Source organism: Luteimonas sp. A482 (genome assembly GCF_054072655.1).
This window is the reverse complement of sequence record NZ_JBSVRO010000001.1, coordinates 1,388,143-1,407,278: the sequence shown is the minus strand read 5'-3', so window position 1 is coordinate 1,407,278 and position 19,136 is coordinate 1,388,143. Positions and strand designations below refer to the sequence as shown.

At 68.9% G+C, this 19,136-nt stretch carries 17 protein-coding genes; 15 read left to right on the top strand and 2 right to left on the bottom strand.

Annotated features, from left to right (window positions below):
- Nucleotides 1-11 precede the first annotated feature (11 nt).
- The 3 genes from ACW5DW_RS06200 (at nucleotide 12) to ACW5DW_RS06190 (ending at nucleotide 2,373) form a co-directional block, all read left to right on the top strand.
- Complete coding sequence (locus tag ACW5DW_RS06200) at nucleotides 12-740, top strand: DUF2884 family protein (protein ID WP_457017884.1); 729 nt, start codon at nucleotides 12-14, stop codon at nucleotides 738-740.
- Nucleotides 741-820: 80 nt separating this feature from the next.
- The gene (locus ACW5DW_RS06195; RefSeq protein WP_457017883.1) at nucleotides 821-1,669 is read left to right on the top strand and encodes a DUF4097 family beta strand repeat-containing protein; all 849 of its coding nucleotides are present in this window, start codon (nucleotides 821-823) and stop codon (nucleotides 1,667-1,669) included.
- A gap of 26 nt (nucleotides 1,670-1,695) precedes the next feature.
- Entirely contained in the window at nucleotides 1,696-2,373 is a 678-nt protein-coding gene (locus tag ACW5DW_RS06190; RefSeq protein WP_457017882.1) for a hypothetical protein, read from the top strand.
- Between the two features lie 69 nt (nucleotides 2,374-2,442).
- Here ACW5DW_RS06190 and ACW5DW_RS06185 read toward each other — a convergent pair whose 3' ends face one another.
- Nucleotides 2,443-3,867: a class II fumarate hydratase gene (locus tag ACW5DW_RS06185; protein WP_457017881.1), complete on the bottom strand. Its 1,425-nt coding sequence runs from the start codon at nucleotides 3,865-3,867 to the stop codon at nucleotides 2,443-2,445.
- Nucleotides 3,868-4,174: 307 nt separating this feature from the next.
- Between ACW5DW_RS06185 and purB the strand changes: the two genes are divergently transcribed.
- The 11 genes from purB to pilH all read left to right on the top strand — a co-directional run bounded on the left by purB (nucleotide 4,175) and on the right by pilH (nucleotide 17,547).
- Nucleotides 4,175-5,581, top strand: a complete 1,407-nt coding sequence (gene purB / locus ACW5DW_RS06180) for an adenylosuccinate lyase (RefSeq protein ID WP_457017880.1) — start codon at nucleotides 4,175-4,177, stop codon at nucleotides 5,579-5,581.
- A gap of 97 nt (nucleotides 5,582-5,678) precedes the next feature.
- Complete coding sequence (gene bla / locus ACW5DW_RS06175) at nucleotides 5,679-6,611, top strand: subclass B3 metallo-beta-lactamase (RefSeq protein WP_457017879.1); 933 nt, start codon at nucleotides 5,679-5,681, stop codon at nucleotides 6,609-6,611.
- 50 nt (nucleotides 6,612-6,661) lie between these two features.
- Nucleotides 6,662-7,804 carry a JmjC domain-containing protein gene (locus tag ACW5DW_RS06170; protein ID WP_457018422.1) on the top strand — a complete coding sequence of 381 codons (1,143 nt, stop codon included), beginning with the start codon at nucleotides 6,662-6,664 and terminating at the stop codon, nucleotides 7,802-7,804.
- Entirely contained in the window at nucleotides 7,801-8,712 is a 912-nt protein-coding gene (locus ACW5DW_RS06165) for a GNAT family N-acetyltransferase (protein ID WP_457017878.1), read from the top strand. The genes ACW5DW_RS06170 and ACW5DW_RS06165 overlap by 4 nt, the downstream gene beginning before the upstream one ends.
- A 433-nt stretch (nucleotides 8,713-9,145) precedes the next feature.
- Entirely contained in the window at nucleotides 9,146-11,977 is a 2,832-nt protein-coding gene (locus tag ACW5DW_RS06160; RefSeq protein WP_457017877.1) for a 2-oxoglutarate dehydrogenase E1 component, read from the top strand.
- Between the two features lie 37 nt (nucleotides 11,978-12,014).
- Nucleotides 12,015-13,241, top strand: coding sequence for a dihydrolipoyllysine-residue succinyltransferase (sucB, locus tag ACW5DW_RS06155; RefSeq protein WP_457017876.1), 1,227 nt, complete (start codon nucleotides 12,015-12,017; stop codon nucleotides 13,239-13,241).
- A 124-nt stretch (nucleotides 13,242-13,365) separates the two neighbouring features.
- Nucleotides 13,366-14,802 carry a dihydrolipoyl dehydrogenase gene (gene lpdA, locus ACW5DW_RS06150; RefSeq protein WP_457017875.1) on the top strand — a complete coding sequence of 479 codons (1,437 nt, stop codon included), beginning with the start codon at nucleotides 13,366-13,368 and terminating at the stop codon, nucleotides 14,800-14,802.
- 66 nt (nucleotides 14,803-14,868) lie between these two features.
- Nucleotides 14,869-15,270, top strand: coding sequence for a hypothetical protein (locus ACW5DW_RS06145; RefSeq protein WP_457017874.1), 402 nt, complete (start codon nucleotides 14,869-14,871; stop codon nucleotides 15,268-15,270).
- 3 nt (nucleotides 15,271-15,273) lie between these two features.
- The gene (locus ACW5DW_RS06140; protein ID WP_457017873.1) at nucleotides 15,274-15,867 is read left to right on the top strand and encodes an LOG family protein; all 594 of its coding nucleotides are present in this window, start codon (nucleotides 15,274-15,276) and stop codon (nucleotides 15,865-15,867) included.
- A 224-nt stretch (nucleotides 15,868-16,091) separates the two neighbouring features.
- The gene (locus tag ACW5DW_RS06135; protein ID WP_457017872.1) at nucleotides 16,092-17,087 is read left to right on the top strand and encodes a YhdH/YhfP family quinone oxidoreductase; all 996 of its coding nucleotides are present in this window, start codon (nucleotides 16,092-16,094) and stop codon (nucleotides 17,085-17,087) included.
- A 61-nt stretch (nucleotides 17,088-17,148) separates the two neighbouring features.
- Complete coding sequence (pilH, locus tag ACW5DW_RS06130) at nucleotides 17,149-17,547, top strand: twitching motility response regulator PilH (RefSeq protein ID WP_457017871.1); 399 nt, start codon at nucleotides 17,149-17,151, stop codon at nucleotides 17,545-17,547.
- A gap of 25 nt (nucleotides 17,548-17,572) precedes the next feature.
- Here pilH and ACW5DW_RS06125 read toward each other — a convergent pair whose 3' ends face one another.
- The gene (locus tag ACW5DW_RS06125) at nucleotides 17,573-18,478 is read right to left on the bottom strand and encodes a DnaJ C-terminal domain-containing protein (RefSeq protein WP_457017870.1); all 906 of its coding nucleotides are present in this window, start codon (nucleotides 18,476-18,478) and stop codon (nucleotides 17,573-17,575) included.
- Nucleotides 18,479-18,640: 162 nt separating this feature from the next.
- Here ACW5DW_RS06125 and ACW5DW_RS06120 point away from each other — a divergent pair, with 162 nt between their 5' ends.
- Nucleotides 18,641-19,123 (top strand): redoxin family protein, encoded by a 483-nt coding sequence (locus tag ACW5DW_RS06120; RefSeq protein WP_457017869.1) that lies wholly within the window; start codon nucleotides 18,641-18,643, stop codon nucleotides 19,121-19,123.
- Nucleotides 19,124-19,136: the final 13 nt, after the last annotated feature.

Genomic DNA, 19,136 nt, shown 5'->3' with positions numbered 1-19,136 from the left:
AGGACACCGCCGTGAAGCACGTCGCCACCCTTGCCATGCTCGTCTGCCTCCCGCTCCTCGCTGCCTGCCAGCGCGACGCCGATCCACCGCCGCCCGCGAGTGATGCGCAGACCGACGCCGATGCGCGCCCGGCACCGCAGACCGCCCTGGGCCGCACCGTCGCCAAGGCCATGGACGAAGCCCGCCGCGAGCTGCACGAAGGCAACCTGAGCCTCAACGGCGACTACGACGTCCAAATCAACGGCAAGCGGATCAGGCGCGAAGCGGGCGACCTGCCCGCCGCCGAACTCACGCCCGACGGGCAGCTGATCGTGGCCGGCACGACCGTCGCCATGGACGATGCGAGCCGCGCCCTGGCACGCAAATACCGCGCCGGTCTGCTCGCCATAGCCGAAGCGGGCATGGACCTGGGCGTACAGGGTGCGGACCTGGGCATGCGCGCGGCCGCGGACGCGATCGGCAGCCTGTTCCGCGGCGACACCGAACAGATGGAAAAGCGCGTCGAGGCCGAAGCGGAGAAGCTGAAGGCGACGGCCATGCAGCTTTGCGAGCAGTTGCCTGCCCTGCTGGCCGCGCAGCAGGCGCTCGCCACGGCCGTGCCGGAGTTCGCCCCGTATGCGCGGGTGGAGACCGGCGACATTGAGGATTGCAACGAAGAGGCCAAATCGGGCCGCGGCATCAGCGTCTTTGCGGACGACCCCGCTGCCGAGGCCGACGCCGCGGCCGACAGCACCCACTGACGGCACGATGCCGGTTCCGCGGTTAAACCGCGCGCCGCTCTGCCGCATCCCAGTCCGGCACCCACTGCAGAGGAACACCCATGGCCCACATCGCCCGCATCGTCCGCCTCACCCCCATCGCACTGGCGCTCGCCGCCGTCGCCGCCCCGGCCTACGCCGATGACGAGTGCCGCCATTCAGCGCCGCAGAACCTGACGCTCGACCTCGCCGGCGCGACCACGGTGATGTTCGACATCGGGCCGCACAAGCTGCGCGTGGACGCGTCCGCATCGCCCAGCGGCACGGTCAGCGGTCGCGCCTGCGCGTCCAGTGCCGACCGGTTGGATTCGCTGACCGTCTCGCAGGAACGCAGCGGTGACAAGCTGATCGTGCGCCTGCAGCGCGAGGGCGACCTGTCGGCGCTCGGCTTCGGCAAGCGCTACGCTTACCTCACGCTCGAGGCGAGCGTTCCCGACGACGTGCTGGTGCAGCTGGTCGTTGGCTCCGGCGACGCATGGGTGACCGGCGCTGCCGCCGCCAGCGCCGACGTGGGCTCGGGCGACGTCGAGCTGAAGCGCATCGGCAACCGGGCCACGGTCAAGGTCGGCTCCGGCGACGTGGCCATCGATGATGCCGGCGCGCTGAAGGTGCTGTCGATCGGCTCGGGCGACGTGGAGGCCAGCAACCTGCGCGGGGATGCGGAGTTAGGCAGCATCGGCTCGGGCGACTTCAAGCTGCGCCGCAGTTCGGGCAGCGTGTCGATCCAGTCGGTCGGCTCGGGCGACGCGGAGCTGTCCGGCATCGCAGGCGACGTAAGCGTCGGCTCGATCGGTTCCGGCGACCTCGACGCGCACGACATCGGCGGCGACCTCAGCGTGTCCTCGCTCGGCAGCGGCGACATCGACCACCGCGACGTGCGCGGCGCAGTGGACCTGCCGCGAAGCCGCTGACGTTCCTGCGACCAGGAGAAGTACACATGCACAACATCCCGCTTCGTCGAGGCCTACGGCCGGTGCTGCTCGCCGCAGCGCTGCTCCTGTCCCCCACCGTGTTCGCGAACGAGCCTCCGCCCGGCAGCATCAACGACGAGATCCGTGCGGACATGGCCGATGCGCGCCGCGAAGTGCAGGCCGAGCTGGCGGTGGCGCGGGCCGAGCTGGACACCGGCAACCTGGAGCTCGGCCAGAACCTGCGCTTCGGCCGGTCGGACCGGTCCAGCGACAAGTCCGATCCGCTGCCGAAGGCGGAGATCACGCTCGCGGGCGACTTCCTGATCGAGGGCAAGACGGTGGCGATCGACGCGCGGCAGCGGCGCGAACTGCTCGTCTACCGAGAACAGGTCATCGATATCGCCAGGGCAGGCATCGACATCGGCGAGCGCAGCGCGAATGCAGCGCTGGACGCGGTCGACCAGGGCCTGTTCCGGCTGATGTTCAGCGCCATGACCGGCAGCCTGGAGCGGCGCATGGAGAAGACGATCCGGCAGACGGTCGAGCCGGGCGTACGGCAGATCTGCCAGCGCCTGCCGGACCTATACGACTCGCAGCAGCGGCTGGGTGATGCCCTGCCGCAGTTCCGCCCCTACGCCACGCTGCGGGCGGACGACATCGACGACTGCATGCAGCAGGTGCACCAGGAATTCGCGCGGAACTAGCTTCGGGGTGACGCGCCCCGCGTAGTCGACCAGCGCCGGGACGAGCGTGGTCGCAGCGCTGGCACGGCTTCAGCCGCCGCCGGCCTTGCCGTGGATGCCGCCGCGGGTCAGCGCGGCCGGGTCGAGCAGGCGCCGCAGCTGGTCGGCGGGCAGGCCACTGTCTTCCAGCGCGATGTCCAGCACCGGGCGGTTCTCGCGATAGGCGCGTTTGGCGATCGCCGCCGCCTTCTCGTAGCCGATCACCGGATTGAGCGCGGTGACCAGGATCGGATTGCGATGCAGCGCGATATCGATATTGTCCCGGCGCAGCTTCATGCCCGCGATGGTGCTGTCGGCCAGCAGCCGGCTCATGCTGGACAGCAGGCCGATCGAATCGAGCAGGTTGGCCGCGATCAGCGGCAGCGCGACATTGAGCTGGAAGTTGCCGGTTTGCCCGGCCACGGTGATGGCGGTGTGGTGCCCGATCACCTGCGCGCAGACCATCACCATCGCCTCGGGCACCACCGGGTTGACCTTGCCCGGCATGATCGAACTGCCCGGCTGCAGCGCCGGCAGCTCGACCTCGCCCAGGCCCGCCAACGGCCCGGAGTTCATCCAGCGCAGATCGTTGGCAATCTTGATCAGCGCCACCGCCAGCGCGTTGAGCTGGCCTGACATCTCCACCGCGTCGTCCTGCGCGGCGATGCCTTCGAAGCGGTCCGCAGCCGCCTCGAACTTCGTGCCCGCCAGCTTCGACAGCTCGCGCACGACCCTGTCGCCGAATTTCGGATGCGCGTTGATGCCGGTCCCGATCGCGGTGCCGCCGATCGGCAGCCGCCGCAGCCGCGCCAGCGAATCGGAGATGCGCGCCTCCGCCGAGGACAGCTGCGAGGACCAGGCGCCGAACTCCTGCGCGAATGTCAGCGGCATCGCGTCCATCAGGTGGGTGCGACCGGTCTTGACCACCTTGCCGAACGCGCGGCCGCGGCCATCGATGGTCTTGCGCAGGTGGCGCAGCGCCGGCAGCAGGTCCTCGACCACCGCCAGCTGCGCGGAGACGCGGATCGCGGTGGGGATGACGTCGTTCGAGCTCTGGCCGAGGTTGACGTGGTCATTGGGATGCACCTTGCGGCGCGCGCCCGAGGCCAGCGTGGCGATGACCTCGTTGGCGTTCATGTTCGACGAGGTGCCCGATCCGGTCTGGTAGACGTCTATCGGGAAGTGTGCGTCGTGACGCCCTTCGGCGACCTCCAGCGCGGCGGCGTGGATTGCCTTGCCCACGTCTTCCGGCAGCAGTTCGAGGCCGGCGTTGACCGCGGCGGCGGCCGCCTTGACCAGCCCCAGCGCGCGGATGAAGCCGCGCGGCATCGGCTGGCCCGAGACCGGGAAATTCAGCACTGCCCGCTGCGTCTGCGCGCCCCAGAGCGCATCGGCGGGGACCTGCAGCTCGCCCATGCTGTCGTGCTCGGTGCGGAAGCCGGCTTCCGCAGTTGCAGCTTTCCTGGGGCGAGCCATGGTCCATGTCTCCTTGAAAAAGGGGGGCTGCGGCCGCGCTGGCTGCCCGCGCAAGGATACGCCAGGGCCGGAAGCGGTTGAGCCAGGAGAGCTTTTGGCCACGGATGCCGCGAGATGAACACGGATGGAGTGGGTGTAGATCGAAGACACCTGCGGCTCTTGCCGATCCGCGTTCATCCGCGCAAATCCGTGGCCGGAATGCGCCGACTCCCCGCGCCGCTCGTCATGCGCAGCTGGGAATCCGCGAAGGACGCCAGAACCCGAAGGACACTAGAATATGGCCCCCGCCCGCGCCCGACTGAAGCGAATGCCCGCCACCAGCCCGCAAGACGCCGCCCTGCTCGCCCTTTCGCCGCTCGACGGCCGCTACGCCGCCAAGGTCGATGCGCTGCGTCCGATCTTCTCCGAGTTCGGGCTGATCCACGCCCGCGTGCGGGTCGAGATCGAGTGGTTGATCGCGCTCGCCGCCGAGCCGGGCATCGTCGAGCTGCCGGCGTTCGACGTTGGCCAGGTGTCGCAGCTGCAGGCGCTGTGGCAGGACTTCACGCCTGCCGACGCGGCGCGGATCAAGCAGATCGAACGCACCACCAACCACGACGTCAAGGCGGTCGAGTACTTCCTCAAGGAGCGGCTGCAGAGCCTGCCCCCGACTGGATCGGGCGGCGAACCCTCGCTGGCGCAGGCGCTGGAGTTCGTGCATTTCGCCTGCACCAGCGAGGACATCAACAACCTCGCCTACGCGCTGATGCTCGACCGGGCGCGCCGGGAGGTGCTGCTGCCCAGGCTCAACGAGGTCATCGCGAAGCTGCGCCAACTGGCGCACGCGCACGCCGCGCTGCCGATGCTCTCGCGCACGCACGGCCAGAGCGCCTCCCCGACCACCGTCGGCAAGGAGATCGCCAACGTGGTCGCGCGCCTGCAGCGGCAGGGCGAGCAACTGGCCGCGGTGGCGATCTGCGGCAAGGTCAACGGTGCGGTCGGCAACTACAACGCCCACGTCGCCAGCTACCCCGACGTCGATTGGCCCGCGTTCGCGCAGCGCTTCGTGGAATCGCTGGGCATCGAGTTCAATGCCTACACCACCCAGATCGAGCCACACGACTACATCGCCGAACTGTGCGACGCGCACAAGCGCATCGACACCATCGCCATCGACCTGTGCCGCGACATCTGGGGCTACATCTCGCTGGGCTACTTCAAGCAGGCGGTGGTGGCCGGCGAGGTCGGCAGCTCGACCATGCCGCACAAGGTCAACCCGATCGACTTCGAGAACGCGGAAGGCAACTTCGGCATCGCCAACGCGCTGCTGGAGCATTTCGCGGCCAAGCTGCCGGTCAGCCGCTGGCAGCGCGACCTCACCGACTCGACTGTGCTGCGCGCGCTCGGCACCGCCTTCGGCCATGCGCTGATCGGTCATGACGCGCTGCTGCGCGGCCTGGGCAAGCTCGGCACCAACCCCGAGCGCCTGGCCGCCGACCTCGACGCGTCCTGGGAAGTGCTGGCCGAAGCGGTGCAGACGGTGATGCGCCGGCACGGGCTGCCCAACCCCTACGAGCAGCTCAAGGCGCTGACCCGCGGCCAGGGCATCAACGCGGCATCGATGCGCGAGTTCATCCAGTCGCTGGACCTGCCCGAGGCGGACCGCGAGCGCCTGCTGGCCATGACCCCAGGCGACTACACCGGCCTGGCCGCGGAGCTGGCCGCCGGCATCTGAGCACGCGCCTGCTGCTGAACATCGACGTGCCCGACCTGGCCCCGGCCGAGCGGTTCAACGTCAAAGCGGACGTCAACGGTTACGACGAGATCACGACATGACAATGCGCCGCACCCCGCTCTTCCCTGCCGCCCTGCTCCTGCTCGCGGCCTGCTCCTCAAGTGACAACGTCGCCGAGACCGACGGCGCGCCGGCTCCTGCGGCCGCGGCAGTCCAGGCGCCAACTGCCTGCAGCAATGCGTCGGGCTGGGACGATCCGGCCACGCCGCTGCGCGTCCACGGCGACACCTGGTACGTGGGCACCTGCGGCATCGCCGCGCTGCTGGTGACCTCGCCGGCCGGCCACGTCCTGATCGACGGCGCCACCCCGAAGGGCGGCCCGCAGATCATCGACAACATCCGCACGCTCGGCTTCGACCCGAAGGACGTGCGCGCCATCGTGTTCTCGCACGAGCATTTCGACCACGCCGGCGGGCTGGCAGCGCTGCAGGCCGCGACCGGCGCGCCGGTGTTCGCGCGCGCGCCGGCCGTTGCCACGCTCGAGCGCGGCGCCAGCGACGAAAGCGATCCGCAGTTCGGCGAGCTCGATGACTTCGATCCGGTGGCGGACGTGCGCCTGCTTGCCGACGATGGCGTGGTGCGCGCCGGCGGCCTCGAGTTGCAGGCAGTCGCCACTCCCGGCCACTCGGTCGGCGGCACCAGTTGGACCTGGCGTTCCTGCGAGGGCCAGGAGTGCCGCCAGATCGTCTATGGCGACAGCCTGACCGCCGTATCCGCCGACGGCTACCGTTTCAGCGATCATCCCGACGCGATCGCGCGCCTGCGCCAGAGCTTCGCGGACGTGGCGGCGCTGACCTGCGACATCCTGGTGACCCCGCACCCGTCCGCCAGCGCGCTGTGGACACGCCTGGGCCCGGCGGCGACGCAACCGCTGGCCGACGAAGGCGCCTGTCGCGCCTATGCCGAAGCCGGCGCCACGCGTCTTGAACAACGCCTGGCGAAAGAGGCCGCCACCGGAGCCGCACCGTGAGCCGCACGCTCCCAGTCGAAGTCCAGGCCGGCCGGGGCAACCTGCTCGGCATGTCGCCGGCGCGCTTCCTGCGCGACTACTGGCAGAAGCGACCGCTGCTGGTCCGCGGCGCATTCCCCGACTTCGTTTCGCCGATCGAACCCGAAGACCTCGCCGGCCTGGCCTGCGAGGAGATGGCGCTGTCGCGCCTGATCCGCCACGACCGCGCCAAGGATGCCTGGCAGGTACAGACCGGCCCGTTCCCGGAAGAGCTGTTCCCGACCCTGGGCGAGCGCGACTGGACCCTGCTGGTCCAGGACGTCGACAAGTGGGATGCCGACGTGGCCGGGCTGCTGGAACATTTCAGCTTCATCCCGCGCTGGCGCATCGACGACATCATGGTCAGCTTCGCCGCCACCGGCGGCTCGGTCGGCGCCCACATCGACCAGTACGACGTGTTCCTGCTGCAGGCCAAGGGACACCGCCGCTGGCAGATCGATGCCGGGCCGAACCCGCCGCTGGAGTTCCGCGACGACGTCGAGCTCAAGCTGCTGCGCGAGTTCTCCCCAACCCACGACTGGGTGCTGGGGCCGGGCGACATGCTCTACCTGCCGCCGGGCGTGCCCCACCACGGCGTGGCCGAGGATCCCTGCCTGACCCTTTCGGTGGGCATGCGCGCGCCGTCGGCGGCCGAACTGATGGGCGACTACATCGACACCCTCGCCGCCGCGGCCGACGATGCGCTGCGCTACGGCGATGCCGACCTGGCGCCGGCGAAGGATCCCTGGGAGATCGACGCCGAGGCGATGGGACGGGTGGTCGAGGCCCTGAACGCGCTGCGCTTCCGCGATCCCGACCTGCTCGGCGACTGGTTCGGCCGCTTCATCACCCAGTACCGCAGTGCGGAGGTCGCCGCGCCGGACGCCGAGGCGCGTTCGCGCATCGAGATCGAGTGGTCGCTCGACCACGATGGCGGCGTCCTGCAGCGCCACTCCTATGCGCGCATGGCCTGGCGGCGCGCCGCCGATGGCGGCCGGCTATACGTGTCCGGCCAGGACCTGGCGATGCCGGTCCGCGACGCACAGCGCATCGCGGGCAGTGAGCAGATCGATGGCGGACTCTACGCCTCGCTGTCCGCAGCCGGCCGCGACGCGGTGCACGAACTGCTGCGCATCGGCTGCTACCAGTGGCTGACGGAGGACGACGCCGGGTGAGCGTGTCGGGCCCGTTCCAGGTCCTCGTTGTCGACCACGATGCGGCGCTGGCGCAGCTGCGCGCCGTGCGCGAGGCCGTCTTCATCCAGGAACAGGGCGTGCCGCCCGAACTCGAGATCGACGATCTCGACCCGCGCTGCCGCCATGTGCTTGCGCGCGACGGCAGCGGGATGGCGATCGGCACGGCAAGGCTGAGCCCCGAAGGCAGGATCGGGCGGATGGCGGTCCTGCGCGATTGGCGCGCGCATGGGGTTGGCAGCGCCCTGCTGCACGCGCTGCTGCGGATCGCGCGCGAGGACGGGCTCGATCGCGTGACCCTGCACGCGCAGGAAGGCGCGATCGACTTCTACCGTCGCCACGGCTTCTCACCGGTCGGCGAGCGTTTCGTGGAGGCCGGCATCGGCCACGTGGCAATGCAGCGCCGGATGGATCGTCCGGTGGCGGTCGAGGACCGTGCGGGCGCGGTGGCCACGACCCTCGCCGTCGTCCAGGGCGCGCGCCGGCGCCTGTGGATCTACAGTCGCGCGCTCGACCCGGGCCTGTACGACCATCCGCGCGTGCTCGAGGCCTTGCGCCAATTCGCGGTCGCCGGAAACGGGCCGCAGCTGCGCGTGTTGCTGCAGGACGCGCTGGCCGCACAGCGCGCGCACGCCCCGCTGATCGCGCTGGCGCAGCGCCTGCCCAGCGTGATCGCCCTGCGCGAGGTCGAGGACCCGGTGGACCGCAGCTGGCCCTCGGCGCTGATCGCCAGCGACACCGGCGGCTACTACTTCCGTCCGCTGGGCCATCGTTTCGATGGTGAAACGGAGCATGACGCCCGTGCGCGTACCCGACAGCTCACGGGCGGCTTCGACGAAGCCTGGGAGCGTGCGCGGCCCTGCAGCGAGCTGCGTGCCCTGGGAATCTGAAGCCGCAGTCATTGGTGGGGATGCGCTCGTCCAGCCAGGCGCGCCCTCCTGCCGGGGATCCGGGATGCTGCTCGCCACCCGTGTAGGAGCGGCTTCAGCCGCGATCGGGGCGGCGGGATGCTCGATTCAGGGGGTCGCGGCTGAAGCCGCTCCTACAGAAGGACGGAAGCGGCGAGGCGGTTCCCGATCAGGGCACACCACGTTTCGGCCGAACACGGCATGGTTCGCGACGATTTACGTCCATCACGGCGCGGGCAGTGCACAGCCCCCCTGTCCGCGACCCGAACGCGGGTCTCACTCCACCCAAAGCATGATGCAACGCGACAAGGGCAATGGCTATAATGGCGCGCTCCATATCCAGCCGCGTCCGGAAGCTGAAAAAGCTTTCTGGATCAGCCATTTGCCTCCCCAACTAGAGCCCCAGACGCCCGACGTGGACAGTCTTCTCAAGCAGTTTGCGCAGTCCTCCCAGCTCGGCGCCAATGCCGCCTACATCGAGGACCTCTACGAGCAGTACCTCGTCTCTCCCGACAGCGTCGGACCCAAGTGGAAGGCCTGGTTCGACGGCTTCCAGGGGCGGGAAGCGGGCGATGTCCCGCATTCGCCGGTCATCGCCGCAGTCGCCCAGGCCGGACGCCTTGCCGCGCGCGGCATCGTCAACGGCGGCAGCGCCGCCAGTGACGAGCGCGAGCGCAATGTCGGCCGCCTGATCACCGCCTATCGCTCGCGCGGCCATCTCGGCGCGAAGCTCGACCCGCTGGCGTTGGCGCCGCCGATGAACCCGCCGGACCTGGGCCTGGACTTCCACAGCCTGTCCGAAGGCGACCTGGACGGCGAGTTCAGCACCGGCGGCGTCGCCGGCCAGCCGCGCATGAAGCTGCGCGACCTGCTGGCCCGCCTCAAGGCCACCTACACCGGCCCGATCGGCGCCGAGTTCATGCACATCCCCGAGGTGCAGCAGCGCCAGTGGCTGTACCAGCGCCTGGAAGCGGCCGGCGGCGATTACAACCTCAGCGCCGAGACGCGCAAGCGCGTGCTCGAGCGCCTGACCGCGGCCGAGGGGCTGGAGCGCTACCTGCACACCAAGTACGTCGGCCAGAAGCGCTTCTCGCTGGAAGGCGGCGATTCGCTGATCCCGCTGCTGGACACCGTGATCCGCCAGGCCGGCATGGAGAAGGTCAAGGACATCGTGATCGGCATGGCCCACCGCGGCCGCCTCAACGTCCTGGTCAACACCCTGGGCAAGAGCCCGCGCAAGCTGTTCGACGAGTTCGAGGGCAAGTTCGAGCTCAACGAACTGGCCCACGCCGGCGACGTGAAGTACCACATGGGCTTCTCGGCCGACATCGCCACGCCCGGCGCGCCGGTGCATCTGGCGCTGGCCTTCAACCCCTCGCACCTGGAAATCGTCAACCCGGTGGTCGCCGGCAGCGTGCGCTCGCGCCAGGAGCGCCGCCTCGACGAGGAACGCACGCAGGTATTGCCGGTACTGATCCACGGCGACGCCGCGTTCGCCGGCCAAGGCGTGGTGATGGAGCTGTTGCAGATGTCGCAGGCGCGCGGCTTCGCGGTCGGCGGCACCCTGCACGTGGTGGTCAACAACCAGGTCGGCTTCACCACCAGCAACAAGGAAGACGCGCGTTCCACGCTGTACTGCACCGACGTGGCCAAGATGGTCGGCGCGCCGATCTTCCACGTGAACGGCGACGATCCCGAAGCGGTGGTGTTCGTGGCCAGGCTGGCCTACGAGTTCCGCCAGCAGTTCAAGAAGGACGTGGTCATCGACCTGGTCTGCTACCGCCGCCACGGCCACAACGAGGCCGACGAGCCGGCCGCGACCCAGCCGATGATGTACCGGGCCATCCGCAAGCACCCGACCACGCGCGAGCTCTATGCCACGCAGCTGGAGAAGGCCGGCGTGATCGCCGCCGACGCCGGCAAGGCACTGGTCGACGCCCTGCGCGACAGGCTCGACGCCGGCGAGGTCACCACCGAGCTGGCCGGCTCCAAGCCCGAGGACTACGAGCTGACCATCGACTGGTCTCAGTACCTGTCGGGCACGCTGGCCGACGAGGTCGACACCCGCGTCAGGAAGGCCACGTTGGACCACCTCGCCCAGGCCATCAATGCCATCCCCGACGGCCTCGAGCTGCATTCGCGCGTGGCCAAGATCTACGAGGACCGGCGCAGGATGAGCATCGGCGAGGTCCCCGCTGACTGGGGCTTCGCCGAGAACCTGGCCTACGCCACCCTGCTGGCCGAGGGCTATGGCCTGCGCCTGGTGGGGCAGGATGCCGGTCGCGGCACCTTCTTCCATCGCCACGCCATCCTCCACGACCAGAAGACCGACAGCTACTACATGCCGCTGCGGCAGCTGGTCGACCGGCCGGAGCAGGCCACCGTCATCGACTCGCTGCTGAGCGAGGAAGCGGTGATGGCGTTCGAGTACGGCTTCTCGACCACCGACCCGAACACGCTCGACATCTGGGAAGGCCAGTTTGGCGACTTCGCCAACGGCGCGCAGGTGGTGATCGACCAGTTCATCGCCTCGGGCGAAGCCAAGTGGGGCCGCATCTCGGGCCTGACCCTGCTGCTGCCGCATGGCTACGAGGGCCAGGGTCCCGAACACAGCTCGGCGCGCCTGGAGCGTTTCCTGCAGCTGTGCGCGCTGGACAACATGCTGGTCTGCGTGCCGACCACGCCCGCGCAGTGCTTCCACATGCTGCGTCGGCAGATGAAGATGGCCACGCGCAAGCCGCTGATCGTGATGAGCCCCAAGTCGCTGCTGCGCCACAAGGCGGCGGTGTCGACCCTGGAGGAACTGGCCGAGGGCCACTTCCAGCACCTGATCCCGGACGCCTCTGCCGATGCGAAGAAGGTGAAGCGCGTGGTGCTGTGCTCGGGCAAGGTCTACTACGACCTGCTCGAAGACGCCCGCAAGCGCGGCCAGGACGACGTGGCCCTGCTCCGCATCGAGCAGCTGTACCCGTTCCCGCGCGAACAGCTGGTGGCCGAACTGCAGAAGTACGGCAAGGCCACCGAGGTGGTCTGGTGCCAGGAAGAGCCGCAGAACCAGGGCGCCTGGTACCAGATCAAGCACCACGTGCAGGCCTGCATGGCCAAGGGCCAGGCGCTGAGCTACGCCGGCCGCAGCCGCTCGCCGTCGCCGGCGGTCGGGCACTTCGCCGACCACGTCGAGGAACAGCTGCGCCTGGTCGCCGACGCACTGGTCAATACGCCCGGCGACCAGATCGTCGCCGAATAACACCGCCCCGCATCCAACGCATCAAGGACGCCATCCCATGGCCACCGAAGTCAAAGTTCCAGTCCTTCCCGAATCCGTGTCCGACGCCACCATCGCCGGCTGGCACAAGAAGGCCGGCGACGCCGTCAGCCGCGACGAGAACCTCGTCGACCTGGAGACCGACAAGGTCGTGCTCGAGGTGCCCTCGCCGGTCGATGGCGTGCTGAAGGAGATCAAGTTCAAGGAAGGCGACACGGTGACCAGCCAGCAGCTGCTGGCGATCATCGAGGAAGGCGCCGCGCCCGCCGCCGACGCCGGCAAGGGCAGCCGGCCCGCCGCTGGCGACGAGGAAGTGCAGGAGCGCAAGGGTGCCGCCAAGGCCGAGGCCGCCGCGCCCGCGTCCACTCATCCCGCGCCGGTGTCGTCCGGCAAGACCGGCGATCTGCCCCCCGGCGCGCGCTTCACCGCCGAGAGCAAGGGCATCGACCCGTCCCAGGTCGACGGCACCGGCCGCCGCGGCGCGGTGACCAAGGAAGACCTGGTCAACTATGCGTCCGGCAAGACCCCCGGCGTTTCCGGCGGCGCGCGGCCCGAAGAGCGCGTGCCGATGACCCGCATCCGCAAGCGCATCGCCGAGCGCCTGATGCAGTCGAAGGAGTCGACCGCGATGCTGACCTCGTTCAACGAGGTCAACCTGGGCAAGGTGATGGCAATGCGCAAGGAGCTGGGCGAGCAGTTCCTGAAGGACACCGGCGTCAAGCTCGGCTTCATGAGCTTCTTCGCCAAGGCCGCCGCCAACGCGCTGCAGCGCTATCCGGTGGTCAATGCCTCGGCCGATGGCGACGACATCATCTACCACGGCTACGCCGACATCTCGGTGGCCATCTCCACCGAGCGCGGCCTGGTCACGCCGGTGCTGCGCAACGTCGAGCGCATGTCCTTCGCCGACGTCGAGAAGAGCATCGGCGACTACGCCAAGGCCGCGCGCGAGGGCGGGCTCAAGCTCGAGGACCTGCAGGGCGGCACTTTCACCATCACCAACGGCGGCACCTTCGGTTCGCTGCTGTCCACGCCGATCGTCAACCCGCCGCAGTCGGCGATCCTGGGCATGCACGCCATCAAGGAACGCGCGATTGTCGAGAACGGCCAGGTCATCGCCGCGCCGATGATGTACATCGCGCTGAGCTATGACCACCGCATCATCGACGGCAAGGACGCGGTGCTGTTCTTGGTCGACATCAAGAACCAGCTCGAGAACCCGGGCCGGATGGTGCTGGGGCTGTAAGCAAACTCCCCCTCCCCCGCCTGCGGGGGAGGGCTGGGGTGGGGGCCGGTCCGCCGCCCCGCCCCCATCCGCCCTTCGGGCACCTTCCCCCGCGCGCGGGGGAAGGAATCAGCAAGGAATCGACATGGCAGAACAATTCGACGTCGTCGTCATCGGAGCCGGTCCCGCCGGCTACCACGCCGCGATCCGCGCCGCGCAGCTGGGCATGAAGGTGGCCTGCATCGACGCCGGCCTGGGCAAGGACGGCAAGCCCGCGCTGGGCGGCACCTGCCTGCGCGTGGGCTGCATCCCGTCCAAGGCGCTGCTGGATTCCTCGCGCCAGTTCCACAACCTGCAGCACGTGTTCGCGCAGCACGGCATCAGCGCCAAGGATCCGAAGATCGACGTCGGCACCATGGTCGGCCGCAAGGACGCCATCGTGAAGCAGTTCACCGGCGGCATCGCGCAGCTGTTCAAGGCCAACAAGGTCAAGCCCTACTACGGCTTCGCCACCCTGCACGCCGATCGCGTGGTCAAGGTGAAGCAGCACGACGACACCGAGGTCGAGCTCACCGGTACCAACGTCATCATCGCCGCCGGCTCGGATTCGATCGAGCTGCCGTTCGCCAGGTTCGACGGCGAGGCCATCGTCGACAACGTCGGCGGGCTGGACTTCACCGAAGTGCCCAAGCGTATGGCCGTCATCGGCGCCGGCGTGATCGGCCTGGAGCTGGGCAGCGTGTGGAAGCGCCTGGGCGCCGATGTCGTGATCCTCGAAGCGCTGCCCGATTTCCTGGCCGCGGCAGACGCGGAGGTCTCGAAGGTCGCCGCGCGCGAGTTCAAGAAGCAGGGTCTCGACATCAAGCTCGGCGCCAAGGTCAGCAAAGCCGAAGTCACCGGCAAGGGCAAGAAGAAGGAAGTCCAGGTCACCTTCGCCGACAAGGCCGGCGAGCAGACCATCACCGTCGACAAGCTGCTGGTTGCCGTGGGCCGGCGCGCCGCTTCGAAGGGCCTGCTGGCTGAAGGCAGCGGCGTGAAGCTGAGCGAGCGTGGCCAGATCGAGGTCGACGAGCACTGCCACACCGGCGTCGACGGCGTCTGGGCCGTGGGCGACTGCGTGCGCGGGCCGATGCTGGCGCACAAGGGCTTCGAGGAAGGCATCGCGGTGGCCGAGCTGATCGCGGGCCTGCCTGGCCACGTCAACCTCGACACCATTCCCTGGGTGATCTACACCGAGCCCGAGCTGGCCTGGGTCGGCAAGACCGAGCAGCAGCTCAAGGAAGAAGGCGTGCCCTACAAGACCGGCAGCTTCCCGTTCGCCGCAAACGGGCGTGCCGTGGCGATGATCGAACCGGTGGGCTTCGTGAAGGTGCTGGCGCATGCCGAGACCGATCGTGTACTGGGCATGCATCTGGTCGGCGCGAACGTCTCGGAACTGGTGCACGAGGGCGTGCTGACGATGGAGTTCAAGGGCTCCGCCGACGATCTCGCCCGCATCTGCCACGCCCATCCCAGCCTGTCGGAAGCCATCCACGACGCTGCGATGGCGGTCGACAAGCGCGCGATCCACAAGGCCAACTGAGCGCCGGATCTGGATACACGAAGGCCCGGGCACTGCCCGGGCCTTTGCCTTTTGGAGAGCCGCAGCATGTCCCTGCCGCACCTGTCGCCGCTGTTGCTCGCCACCCTTGCCGCCTGCGCCGTTTCCACGCCAATGCACCCGCCAACGCCTGCCGCCACGCCCGCCATCAATGGCACCTCTGTCCACGTCGGCTGCGCGCAGGTCCAACCCGGCATGAACTACCGCGAGGCGCTGGCGCTGATGGGACGCACGCCCGACAGCACGCTGTCCGGCCATACCGCGGCCGGACCCGACGGCAATCCACCTGCCGGCAGCTACGCGATCGACTTCTGGAACGACATCGATGCGCAGGGACTCCAACGCGTTTCCAGCCTGCATTACAGCGGCGGCGTGGTCGACTCGGTCGACTGCGGACGTCCAGTGGACGATCCCGCTTCCCCGCTCCCGTCCCACTCCCCCGGAACCTGACCCATGCGCTCGATCTGCGTCTATTGCGGCTCCAATGCCGGCAGCAAGCCGGTCTACACCGAACGTGCCATGGCCATGGGCGACCGCATCGCTCGCGAGGGCCTGCAGCTGGTCTACGGCGGCGGCAACGTCGGCCTGATGGGCATCGTCGCCGACGCGGTGCTGCAGGGCGGCGGCGAAGTGGTCGGCGTCATACCGGAACAGTTGGTCAACTGGGAGGTCGCGCACAAGGGCGTGACCCGGCTGGAAGTCGTCGGCTCGATGCATGAGCGCAAGATGCGCATGTTCGATCTGTCCGATGGTTTCGTCGCCCTGCCCGGCGGCTTCGGCACGCTCGACGAGATGTTCGAGATGCTGACCTGGCGCCAGCTCGGCATCGGCAACAAGCCCTGCGCCTTCCTCGACATCGACGGCTTCTACGGGCCACTGATCGGCATGGTCGACCGCATGGTCGAAGAACGCTTCCTGCACCCCGCACAGCGCGAGGACCTGTGGCACGGCGACGACATCGACGCGATGCTGGCGTGGATGAAGGACTATTCGCCGGCAAGCGCGAGCAAGTGGTTGGACGAGAAGCACCGCAAGACGATGCGGTAAGCGCGTGGTGTGGCGACGTGTTCGTTATCGGGACGTCCGTGCAGCAGCGGGGCGCGGATGAGAAACAAGACAAGACCATGCGATAAGCTTCTCGCGCGCGGCGACGCGTTTGTCATCCAGGCGCCCACGGATCAATCTGGCGCGGATATGCTGTGACAATGCCGACGATCAGCGCCCTGCGCTGTCGGAATCCCGCCAGCCCCCGCTGGAACGACAGGAAGCACATGACCATCCCCCGCACTTTCAGCGCCTTCCGCATCCACAGCGACGACGCCGGCTATCGCAGCGGCATCGAACAGGTGGCGCTGGAAGACCTGTCGCGCGGCGAGATCCTGGTCAAGGTGGCGTTCTCCTCGGTCAACTACAAGGACGCGCTTGCGGGCACCGGACAGGGCAAGATCCTGCGCCATTTCCCGCTGGTGGGCGGAATCGACCTGGCAGGCCATGTGGTCGCATCCACCGATCCGAAGTTCCGCGAAGGCGACCAGGTGCTGGTCACCGGCGCGGGCCTGAGCGAAACCCGCGACGGCGGCTATTCGGAGTACGCGCGGATCGAAGCGAAGTGGGCCGTGCCGCTGCCGCTGGGACTGTCGTTGCGCCACGCCATGGTGCTCGGCACTGCAGGCTTCACCGCCGCCCTGGCGCTGCTGCGCATGCGCGACAACCGCCAGTCGCCCGAACTCGGCCCGCTGGCGGTGACCGGCGCCACCGGCGGCGTCGGCTCGCTGGCCGTCGACATCTTCAGCCGCGCCGGATACACCGTGCACGCGATCAGCGGCAAGCCCGAACACGCCGACTACCTGCGCGCGATCGGCGCCAGCGAGGTGCTTGGCCGCGATGCGCTGGCCACCACGCGCGCAATGGAATCGGTGCGCTTCGGCGGCGGCCTGGACAGCGTCGGCGGGCCGATGCTGGCCAGCCTGCTGGCACAAACCCGGCCCTACGGCAACGTCGCCAGCGCCGGGCTTGCCGCGAGCGCCGAACTGCCGGCCTCGGTGATGCCCTTCATCATCCGCGGCGTGTCGCTGCTTGGCGTCGCCTCGGCGGGCACCGCGCGCGGGATCCGCGACGAGGTCTGGCAGTTGCTCGCAGGGGACTGGAAGCCGCGCTACCTGGACACGATCTGCACCCGCGAAACCACTCTCGAAGGCCTGCCTGAAGTGTTCGCTGGCATGCTCCGGGGCGGTTCGGTCGGCAGGACCCTGGTCACATTCCCGTAGCCCGGCCCGTTCGCAGGTCCGGTCCCACCGCTACAATCGCCTGTCCAAAAGGGGAATCCGAATGGCGCGCATCCTCATCGTCGACGACTCGCCCTCGCAGCTGATGGGCATCCGCCGCATCGTCGAGAAGCTCGGGCACGAAGCGATCACGGCCGAGGACGGCGCCGCCGGCGTGCGCGCGGCGAAGGACCATCTGCCCGACCTGATCCTGATGGACGTGGTCATGCCCAACCTCAACGGCTTCCAGGCCACGCGCACGATCAAGCGCGACGCCGCCACCGGCCACATCCCGGTGATCCTGGTGACCACCAAGGACCAGGAAACCGACCGCATCTGGGGCGTCCGCCAGGGCGCGCAGGGCTATCTCACCAAGCCCTTCAGCGAGGCCGAACTCACCGAGACCATCGTCTCGACGATCGGCCACGGCAACGCTCCACCTCCGGGCGACACGGCGGCCTGAGCGCCGCCGGTCGCGACAGCCCGGGTCAGCTCCGGCGCCATTCCCCGCCGAACGCGTCGCGAAGCCGCTCGTAGGCCTCACGCTGGTCGTCGTCGCGCGGCGCCGGCGCCTGGATCTCGATCTCCACCAACTGATCACCGGCCGCACCAGCACCGGATCCGGGCAAGCCGCGTCCGCGCAGGCGCAGCTTGCGCCCGGCCTCGGAGCCGGCAGGGATCTTCAGTTCGACACGTCCACCCAGCGTCGGCACGCTCACCGTCGCGCCCAGTGCCGCTTCCCACGGCGCCACCTGCAGGACGTGGATGATGTTGCGGCCGTCGACCTCGAACTGCGGATGCGCCGCGTACTCGATCTCGAGCAGCAGGTCGCCGCCCTCGCGGCCCTGCCGTGCAAGCCGGATCACCTGGCCCGGGCGCACCCCGGGCGGCACGCGCACGTCGAAAGAGCGGCCATCCACGCCGATGCGCACGCTGTCGCCGCGATGGACGTTTTCCAGCGACACCGCCAGCCGGGCCCGCGTATCGCGCACGCCCATGCCCGGCCCGCCCGGTCCCGGACCGCGCCCGCCAACGCCGCCCTGGCGACGGAACAGGCTTTCAAAGAAGTCGCTGAACCCGCCGCCCGCGCCGTCGCCGGAAAACACGTCCTCGTAATCGAAGCCTGCCGGGCCGCCGCCACCGAACCCTGCCGGCGGCACCTCGTCGCCGGGACGGTAACCACCGGCGCGCAGCTGGTCGTAGGCCTTGCGCCGGGCGGGATCGCGCAGCGCCTCGTAGGCCTCGTTGACGGCCTTGAACTTGTCCTCGGCGCCGGCCTCCTTGCTGACATCGGGATGATATTTGCGCGCAAGCCGGCGATAGGCGGACTTGATCTCCGCCTCGCCCGCGTTGGGCTCGACGCCCAGAACACTGTAGTAATCCTTGAACTGCATGCTCGCTCCACGACGACGGCCCGCGTGCGGGCAGTGGAAGTTTACCGGTGCGTGCGCGTGCCCGGGGCTACGCTGGATCCGGGGAAGCGACGCGCGGCCTTGAAGCCCTGCCCACAGCCGCCGTGCGAGGATAGGCGGCATCTCCTCCACGACAGGTTCTCCATGACCATCCAGATCGGCGACCGCATCCCCGAAGTGGTACTCAAGTACATCGACGACGGCGTGCAGGCGGTGGACACCCCCACCCTGTTCGAGGACCGCAAGGTCGTGCTGTTCGCAGTCCCCGGCGCATTCACGCCGACCTGTTCGGAAAGGCATCTTCCTGGCTTTGTGGCTGCCTTCGCACAATTTCGCGAGCGCGGCATCGACGTCGCCTGCATGGCGGTCAACGACCCGTTCGTGATGCAGGCCTGGGGCGCGTCGCTGGATGTCCCCAAGGGGCTGCACATGCTTTCGGACGGCAATGCCGACCTCACCCGCGCGCTCGGCCTGGAGATGGATGCCACCGGCTACGGCATGGGGCTGCGCTGCAAGCGCTTCGCGCTGTATGCCGAGGACGGGATCGTGAAGCACCTGTTTGTCGAGGCCCCGGGCGAGTTCCGGGTGTCGAGCGCGGAGCACATGTTGGCGCAGCTGTCGGGGTGACGCGCAGGCTGCT

Coding starts and splice junctions, on each gene's coding strand:
- ACW5DW_RS06140 (WP_457017873.1), top strand. CDS start 15,274: ATGCGCTCGATCTGCGTCTATTGCGGCTCCAATGCCGGCAGCAAGCCG.
- ACW5DW_RS06145 (WP_457017874.1), top strand. CDS start 14,869: ATGTCCCTGCCGCACCTGTCGCCGCTGTTGCTCGCCACCCTTGCCGCC.
- purB (WP_457017880.1), top strand. CDS start 4,175: ATGCCCGCCACCAGCCCGCAAGACGCCGCCCTGCTCGCCCTTTCGCCG.
- ACW5DW_RS06190 (WP_457017882.1), top strand. CDS start 1,696: ATGCACAACATCCCGCTTCGTCGAGGCCTACGGCCGGTGCTGCTCGCC.
- ACW5DW_RS06135 (WP_457017872.1), top strand. CDS start 16,092: ATGACCATCCCCCGCACTTTCAGCGCCTTCCGCATCCACAGCGACGAC.
- bla (WP_457017879.1), top strand. CDS start 5,679: ATGACAATGCGCCGCACCCCGCTCTTCCCTGCCGCCCTGCTCCTGCTC.
- ACW5DW_RS06120 (WP_457017869.1), top strand. CDS start 18,641: ATGACCATCCAGATCGGCGACCGCATCCCCGAAGTGGTACTCAAGTAC.
- ACW5DW_RS06170 (WP_457018422.1), top strand. CDS start 6,662: ATGTCGCCGGCGCGCTTCCTGCGCGACTACTGGCAGAAGCGACCGCTG.
- pilH (WP_457017871.1), top strand. CDS start 17,149: ATGGCGCGCATCCTCATCGTCGACGACTCGCCCTCGCAGCTGATGGGC.
- ACW5DW_RS06185 (WP_457017881.1), bottom strand. CDS start 3,867: ATGGCTCGCCCCAGGAAAGCTGCAACTGCGGAAGCCGGCTTCCGCACC.
- ACW5DW_RS06125 (WP_457017870.1), bottom strand. CDS start 18,478: ATGCAGTTCAAGGATTACTACAGTGTTCTGGGCGTCGAGCCCAACGCG.
- ACW5DW_RS06195 (WP_457017883.1), top strand. CDS start 821: ATGGCCCACATCGCCCGCATCGTCCGCCTCACCCCCATCGCACTGGCG.
- sucB (WP_457017876.1), top strand. CDS start 12,015: ATGGCCACCGAAGTCAAAGTTCCAGTCCTTCCCGAATCCGTGTCCGAC.
- lpdA (WP_457017875.1), top strand. CDS start 13,366: ATGGCAGAACAATTCGACGTCGTCGTCATCGGAGCCGGTCCCGCCGGC.